At 44.5% G+C, this 5497-nt stretch carries 8 protein-coding genes; 5 read left to right on the plus strand and 3 right to left on the minus strand.

Annotated elements, in window-relative coordinates; translation table 11 throughout:
- On the plus strand, positions 1 to 305 hold a 305-nt coding region (locus EWV66_RS17760; protein ID WP_287107929.1), incomplete at its 5' end, for an RNA-guided endonuclease InsQ/TnpB family protein.
- Positions 306 to 348: 43 nt separating this feature from the next.
- Here the strand turns inward: EWV66_RS17760 and EWV66_RS17765 are convergent.
- On the minus strand, positions 349 to 567 hold the full coding sequence (locus EWV66_RS17765; RefSeq protein ID WP_052277612.1) for a DUF433 domain-containing protein: 219 nt from the start codon (positions 565 to 567) through the stop codon (positions 349 to 351).
- A 529-nt stretch (positions 568 to 1096) separates the two neighbouring features.
- Here EWV66_RS17765 and EWV66_RS17770 point away from each other — a divergent pair.
- Both EWV66_RS17770 and EWV66_RS17775 read left to right on the plus strand, forming a co-directional pair.
- Positions 1097 to 1957, plus strand: a complete 861-nt coding sequence (locus EWV66_RS17770; RefSeq protein ID WP_052277613.1) for a fructosamine kinase family protein — start codon at positions 1097 to 1099, stop codon at positions 1955 to 1957.
- A 35-nt stretch (positions 1958 to 1992) separates the two neighbouring features.
- Positions 1993 to 2583, plus strand: coding sequence for a Uma2 family endonuclease (locus EWV66_RS17775; RefSeq protein ID WP_052277614.1), 591 nt, complete (start codon positions 1993 to 1995; stop codon positions 2581 to 2583).
- Here EWV66_RS17775 and murG read toward each other — a convergent pair.
- The gene (murG, locus tag EWV66_RS17780; protein ID WP_072927596.1) at positions 2565 to 3638 is read right to left on the minus strand and encodes an undecaprenyldiphospho-muramoylpentapeptide beta-N-acetylglucosaminyltransferase; all 1074 of its coding nucleotides are present in this window, start codon (positions 3636 to 3638) and stop codon (positions 2565 to 2567) included. The two genes, EWV66_RS17775 and murG, sit on opposite strands and share 19 nt — an antisense overlap.
- A 77-nt stretch (positions 3639 to 3715) precedes the next feature.
- On the opposite strand from murG, the gene EWV66_RS17785 reads away from it, so the two are divergent.
- Together EWV66_RS17785 and EWV66_RS17790 are read left to right on the plus strand one after the other, a co-directional pair.
- Complete coding sequence (locus EWV66_RS17785) at positions 3716 to 4522, plus strand: DUF8623 domain-containing protein (RefSeq protein ID WP_052277615.1); 807 nt, start codon at positions 3716 to 3718, stop codon at positions 4520 to 4522.
- The gene (locus EWV66_RS17790; RefSeq protein ID WP_256380726.1) at positions 4522 to 4776 is read left to right on the plus strand and encodes a cation:proton antiporter domain-containing protein; all 255 of its coding nucleotides are present in this window, start codon (positions 4522 to 4524) and stop codon (positions 4774 to 4776) included. Before EWV66_RS17785 ends, EWV66_RS17790 begins: the two co-directional genes overlap by 1 nt.
- 399 nt (positions 4777 to 5175) lie before the next feature.
- Here EWV66_RS17790 and EWV66_RS17795 read toward each other — a convergent pair whose 3' ends face one another.
- The gene (locus tag EWV66_RS17795; RefSeq protein ID WP_043996232.1) at positions 5176 to 5385 is read right to left on the minus strand and encodes an MFS transporter; all 210 of its coding nucleotides are present in this window, start codon (positions 5383 to 5385) and stop codon (positions 5176 to 5178) included.
- Positions 5386 to 5497: the final 112 nt, after the last annotated feature.

The raw sequence follows: 5497 nt of genomic DNA on the forward strand, positions 1-5497 counted from the left end.
GACAATTAGCCTATAAATGCCGTTGGTATGGGAGAAATTACATCGAAATAGATAGATGGTTTCCTAGCTCTAAAAGATGTAGTAATTGCGGGTATATTGCTGAAAAAATGCCGTTAAATGTTCGAGAATGGGACTGTCCAGACTGTGGGACTCACCATGACCGAGATGTTAACGCTAGTAAAAATATTTTGGCCGCAGGGCTTGCGGTGTCAGTCTGTAGAGCGACCATAAGACCAGAACAGAGTGAATCTGTTAAGGCAGGTGCGGAACCCCGCAAGGGACAGAAGCAGAAACCTAAATCGTGAGGTTTGGGAATCACCGTCCGTTCACGGCGGTGAGGATGTCAAGCTATGCCACCATGCCAATAACCTGTTTTCCAGCCTCCTCAAGTAGAGCAATAACCTGTTCTCTAGTTACAGTCGGAAATCCGTCCAAAAAATCATCTATGGATTCTCCCGCCTTGAGATAGTCCAGAAGCGTTTGAACAGGAACTCTAGTACCGGTAAAGACTGGAGTGCCACCCATAATCTCTGGAGATGCGCTAATGATTGAGGAGTCCCTAAGCATAAGTCTTTGACCTCTGGGTTCTATATTGATAGTCTATCAATTCTTTCTGCCCACAGTAGTTCCAAGTCAGGTAAACGGCGCGGTCTAACGTTAGATAGTGGGACAGGCTTCTGGTTCTTTGTATTTTATCTTTAATCGTAACCGGCTACTTAGCTAAAATAACTATTGCAAGAGTGCCTTTGTGCCTTTGGGAGCATCTCATTTATGCAAGTGAGTAATTATACTTATCCCTAAAACTGGTTTCCAGCAAGGCTTTCAAAATAGCTTGACATAAAAACCTGATTTAGGGGTTACAAAGGTGAGATGCTTTGCCTTTTGCCTTCTAACTGATAACTGATAACCTATACTGAATTTAAACTGCGTATGGGAAATTTTAGTACAAATGCTCAAACTGCCTCTCCCTGATCCCCGCTCCCCGCTCCCCTGCAATCTTAACGAGTAATTTAGATAGTCAACAGCTTAACTGATAACTGATAACTGATAACTGATCACTGATCACTGATAACTGATAACTGATAACTGATAAACCATGTGGACTCAAATTGCCCGACATATTACCCAAACCACGGAAAAACCTTTTGAAATTGAGAAAAGTCATCCCGTTAGTGGTGGCTGCATCAATCAGGGTTATGCGGTCAGTGGCAATGGTTTAATTTATTTCGTTAAGATTAACCAAGCGAACCAAGAGGCCATGTTTGCCGCCGAAGCTTTAGGATTAAAGCAAATTCACGCTACCAAGACTATCAGGGTTCCGGAGCCAATTTGTTGGGGAATTGCCGAGAAATCTAGTTATTTAGTGCTAGAGTGGTTAGAATTCGGCGGTGGCAATAGCCAAAGCTGGGAAAAAATGGGGCAAAATTTAGCTCGTTTACATCAAGTTTCCCTGTCCGATCGCTTTGGTTGGCAGTGTAATAATACCATTGGTTCTACTCCCCAGATCAATACCGTTAGTAACAATTGGGCGGATTTTTTCGCTCATCAGCGTATTGGCTATCAATTAAGACTTGCGAAGGAGCGCGGCGGCAATTTTCCCGACGAGGATCAAGTTATTCCCGCTATTAGCGAGATTTTGAGTCAGCATCAACCCCATCCCTCCCTCGTCCACGGTGATTTGTGGTCGGGAAATGCGGCAATTACCGTCGATGGGGAACCGGTAATTTTAGACCCTGCCACCTATTGGGGAGACCGGGAGGTAGATTTAGCCATGACGGAACTTTTTGGCGGTTTTCCGGCGGCTTTTTATCGGGGTTATAACGATGTTTTCCCCCTCGATGCTGGTTATCAAAAGCGCAAAACTCTTTACAATCTCTACCATATTCTCAACCACTTTAATTTATTTGGTGGTGGTTACGCTTCCCAGGCCAATCGGATGTTGCAGGAAATTCTTTAAGGGTTTTACTTGTGAATATTTACCGAGGATAAATTATGTCTATTCGAGAAACTACTGTGATGAAAACTCCAGAGACAAAAGTATGGACTGATGCAGAGTTTATGGCGTTACCTGACGATGGTAATCGTTACGAATTGGTCAAGGGAGAGTTAATTAATCTGGGTAATTCTGGGGCTTTACACGGTTATATTGCCATTATTTTAAGTGCTGCTTTATTCGCTTTAGTAACATCTCGAAAACTAGGGGTATTATTGGACTCCAGCACTGCTTTTACTATGAAAAATGGCAATAAACGTTCTCCCGATATAGCTTTTTTTGCCAAGGAACGTCTGCAAGAATTGGAAGAATTGCCGACGGGTTTTTTAGAAGGTGGGCCCGATTTAGTGGTAGAAATTCTCTCTCCAGGGAATACAGTGGCAGAAATCGAGGACAAAATTGCCGAATATTTTGCCAATGGGACTCGTTTGCTCTGGGTTATCAGTCCAGGTCAACACTATGTCTTAGTTTATCGTTGCGGGTACGAACCGCGGGGATTATTAACATCAGGAGATTTTCTGGAGGGGGAAGATGTGGTTCCGGGGTTCACTTTTCCCGTGGCTGATTTGTTTCAAAAACTATCTTTTTGACTCTTTCTTCTCAACAAATCGGCTAATAAATCGGCACTATCACTAATGGCTAGATGAGAAGCTTGTTGGGCCATGGCGGACAATTTTTCGGGATTAGACCATAAATCCAGGACTAATTCGCCTAAAAACTGAGCAGTTAACTCATTTTGACGATAAAGATAAGCGGCTTGAGCTTCAGCGAAAACTTTGGCATTATAGAACTGATGGTCTTCGGCAGCAAAAGGATAGGGAATTAAAATCGAAGGCGTACAAGTGATCGCTAATTCTGTTAAAGTGCTGGCTCCGGAGCGACTGATAGCCAGATTAGCTCTTTGCCATAATCCCGCCATATTGTCGTAAAAAGGCCGGGAAAAATAGTTAGAATGGCGCAAACTATCCGCTTCGGGGTCGTTTTCTCCCGTGAGATGCACGATATAAATACCTTTTTCTAACCATTGGGGAGCGCTTTGTCGGACAATTTGATTAAGAGCCACGGCCCCTTGAGAACCACCGGCAACGACAATTAAAAAAGCAGTCTCTGGAATCGGTAAATCCAGGGACTGGGGAATGAGAAACTGCTCTCGTACAGGCGTACTAGCCCAAGTGGTGCGAGTGCCGGGTAAATAGCTGGCGGTTCCCTGAAAACCGAGGGCAACCGTATCGCACCAGCGACCGAGAACTTTCGTGACTTTGCCCGGTATGTAGTTAGATTCGTGTAGGATGACGGGAATATTGGCTAAACGAGCCGCTAAAATGGTCGGGCCCGCGATATAACCCCCGGTGGTAAAAACTGCCGCTATCTGACGTTTTTTGATTAAACTACGCACTTGCCAAATGGCCCGCAGTTGACCGAACAGAATCTTGAGAGTTTTTAACCCCAAACGGGTTTGAAACCCCTCAATCGGGATAGTGTGCAGGGGGTAGGTTTTTGGAACTAAGGACTGTTCCAGACGGTCTGGAACTCCTAACCATTCAATCTCGTAATCCGGCAAGCGCTCGGCCAGGGCCAAAGCGGGAAATAAATGACCACCAGTACCACTAGCGGCAATCAAGAGACGGGTTGGAGTGCGTGCCATAATTCGAGAGAGGGTAAATTCAGTCCTAGAATGAAATAATCTACCATAGTTATCGATCCTTACACAAACTATCACTAATGCGTAACTTGAACACAATCCCCGATAAATTTTTTCGTCAATCCCTCAATTTTTCTCTATCGTTGCTGTTAGGTTTGGGGTTAACTTTTACCCTTGCCACCGGTCTGCGGGCCGAAAAGCCAGAAACTGCTCCAGCTAATTTAAAAACCCTTATCTCCAAAATTGAAACGGCGGCTAATGAGCGGGATATCAAGCAATTAATGGAGTTTTATAGTCCAAAATTTACTAATTCCGATGGCTTGACCTACGAAAAAACTAAAAAGGCTTTAACTCATTTTTGGGAACGTTATAACAATCTACAATACACCACGACTCTCGAATCTTGGAGTCGTTCCGGGGACAAGTTAACGGCCAATACAATTACTAAAATTACCGGGACAGGAAAGGTGCAGGGAAGAGTGGTGGGAATGAATGCTACGATTCGTTCTCGTCAACAATTTCAAGGGAATAAACTGGTTTATCAGGAGATTTTAAGCGAGAGAGTCGAGTTAAGCACCGGCAAAAATCCCCCCAGTATTCAAGTGAGAATTCCGGAAAGGGTGAAAGTGGGTCAAGAATTTGATTTTGATGTGATTGTTCGCCAACCTTTAGGGGATGATTTATTGGCCGGAGCGGCGATCGATGAGAAAGTAGATATTGAGCGTTATATTAATACAAAGCCTCTAGAATTGGAATTATTACAGTCCGGCGGTTTATTTAAGCGGGTAAAAGCGCCGGCAACACCAGAAAATCGTTGGTTATCGGCGATTTTAATTCAAGGAGATGGGATTGTTGTCGTTACTCAACGGGTTAAGGTAGAAAAGTAATTGTTATCTGGGTTTTGCGGCAAAAAGCTTGTTGGTGGGGTGTGGGTATGATTCCCCGGGGTGAGGTGGGTCTAGTTTTTGCCTGGATTGGCTCGGCCAGCGGAATTTTGGATAAGCCTTTGGAGGTGTCGATTATTATTATGGTAATCTTGACGACTTTCCTGGCCCCTCCCTTCCTCAGAATTGCTTTTGGTAAGACGGAATCTGTTGCCGAAACCCTAGAAAGCAAGGATTCGGCTAATCCTATTCCTTAATTTTGCGGGTAAAATCTGATTTTTTAGACGAGGCTGAAGCATTTTCAGCCTTTTTACAAATCTATGCTAAGGATCACCGGAGCGATCGAGGTAAGATTTGAGAGTATCTAATCTTTTTCCTATGTTCGAGCAGACATTTAAGAATATCGACGATATTCTCCGAAAAGAGGCGGGATGCGCAACGGAGTTAGATTACGCGGAACAGATCTCCTAGATTCTCTTTTTGAAGCAAATTTTGTAGAAATACAACTATCGTGGGGCGGACGAAAAGTAACGCGCAGGCGTAAGAACCACCTCTGTTTTGGATAACGCAAGGAATCTAAAGTAAGTGGACTTGTTGAACCAAGAATCCCGAAGCGCTTAGCGCGATGGGAGCGTCAAAGAGGTTATCGTCCATGGTCAGATTTTAGCGGTGCGATCGCCTCGGCGCACCTGACTCAAAATCAACCCTCCCAAGCCAAAAAACAGCAACAGGGAGATCACCGCCAATCTTTGATTACCGGTCACTGTACTAATTACCCCGAACAACAATGGACCGAAAATGGAGGACATCCGACCTGCCAAAGCATTAAACCCGAATAACTCCGTTGCTTGGTTCGCCTGAATCATCGGAAATTTTGGGTCTGAAACCCCGCCGTTCTAGGTTGGCTTTACGTTAGAATTAAAAGGCCAGTCTCGAAAACCAAGTGGACGGCGCAGCACCTTGAAAACTCGGCTTAGG

Source organism: Microcystis sp. M_OC_Ca_00000000_C217Col, from assembly GCF_007095585.1.
Lineage (GTDB): Bacteria > Cyanobacteriota > Cyanobacteriia > Cyanobacteriales > Microcystaceae > Microcystis > Microcystis panniformis.

Bases quoted from the DNA above. Each gene is read 5' to 3' on its own strand.
- EWV66_RS17775 (WP_052277614.1), top strand. From the start codon at position 1,993: ATGTCTATTCGAGAAACTACTGTGATGAAAACTCCAGAGACAAAAGTA.
- murG (WP_072927596.1), bottom strand. From the start codon at position 3,638: ATGGCACGCACTCCAACCCGTCTCTTGATTGCCGCTAGTGGTACTGGT.
- EWV66_RS17795 (WP_043996232.1), bottom strand. From the start codon at position 5,385: ATGATTCAGGCGAACCAAGCAACGGAGTTATTCGGGTTTAATGCTTTG.
- EWV66_RS17765 (WP_052277612.1), bottom strand. From the start codon at position 567: ATGCTTAGGGACTCCTCAATCATTAGCGCATCTCCAGAGATTATGGGT.
- EWV66_RS17785 (WP_052277615.1), top strand. From the start codon at position 3,716: ATGCGTAACTTGAACACAATCCCCGATAAATTTTTTCGTCAATCCCTC.
- EWV66_RS17770 (WP_052277613.1), top strand. From the start codon at position 1,097: ATGTGGACTCAAATTGCCCGACATATTACCCAAACCACGGAAAAACCT.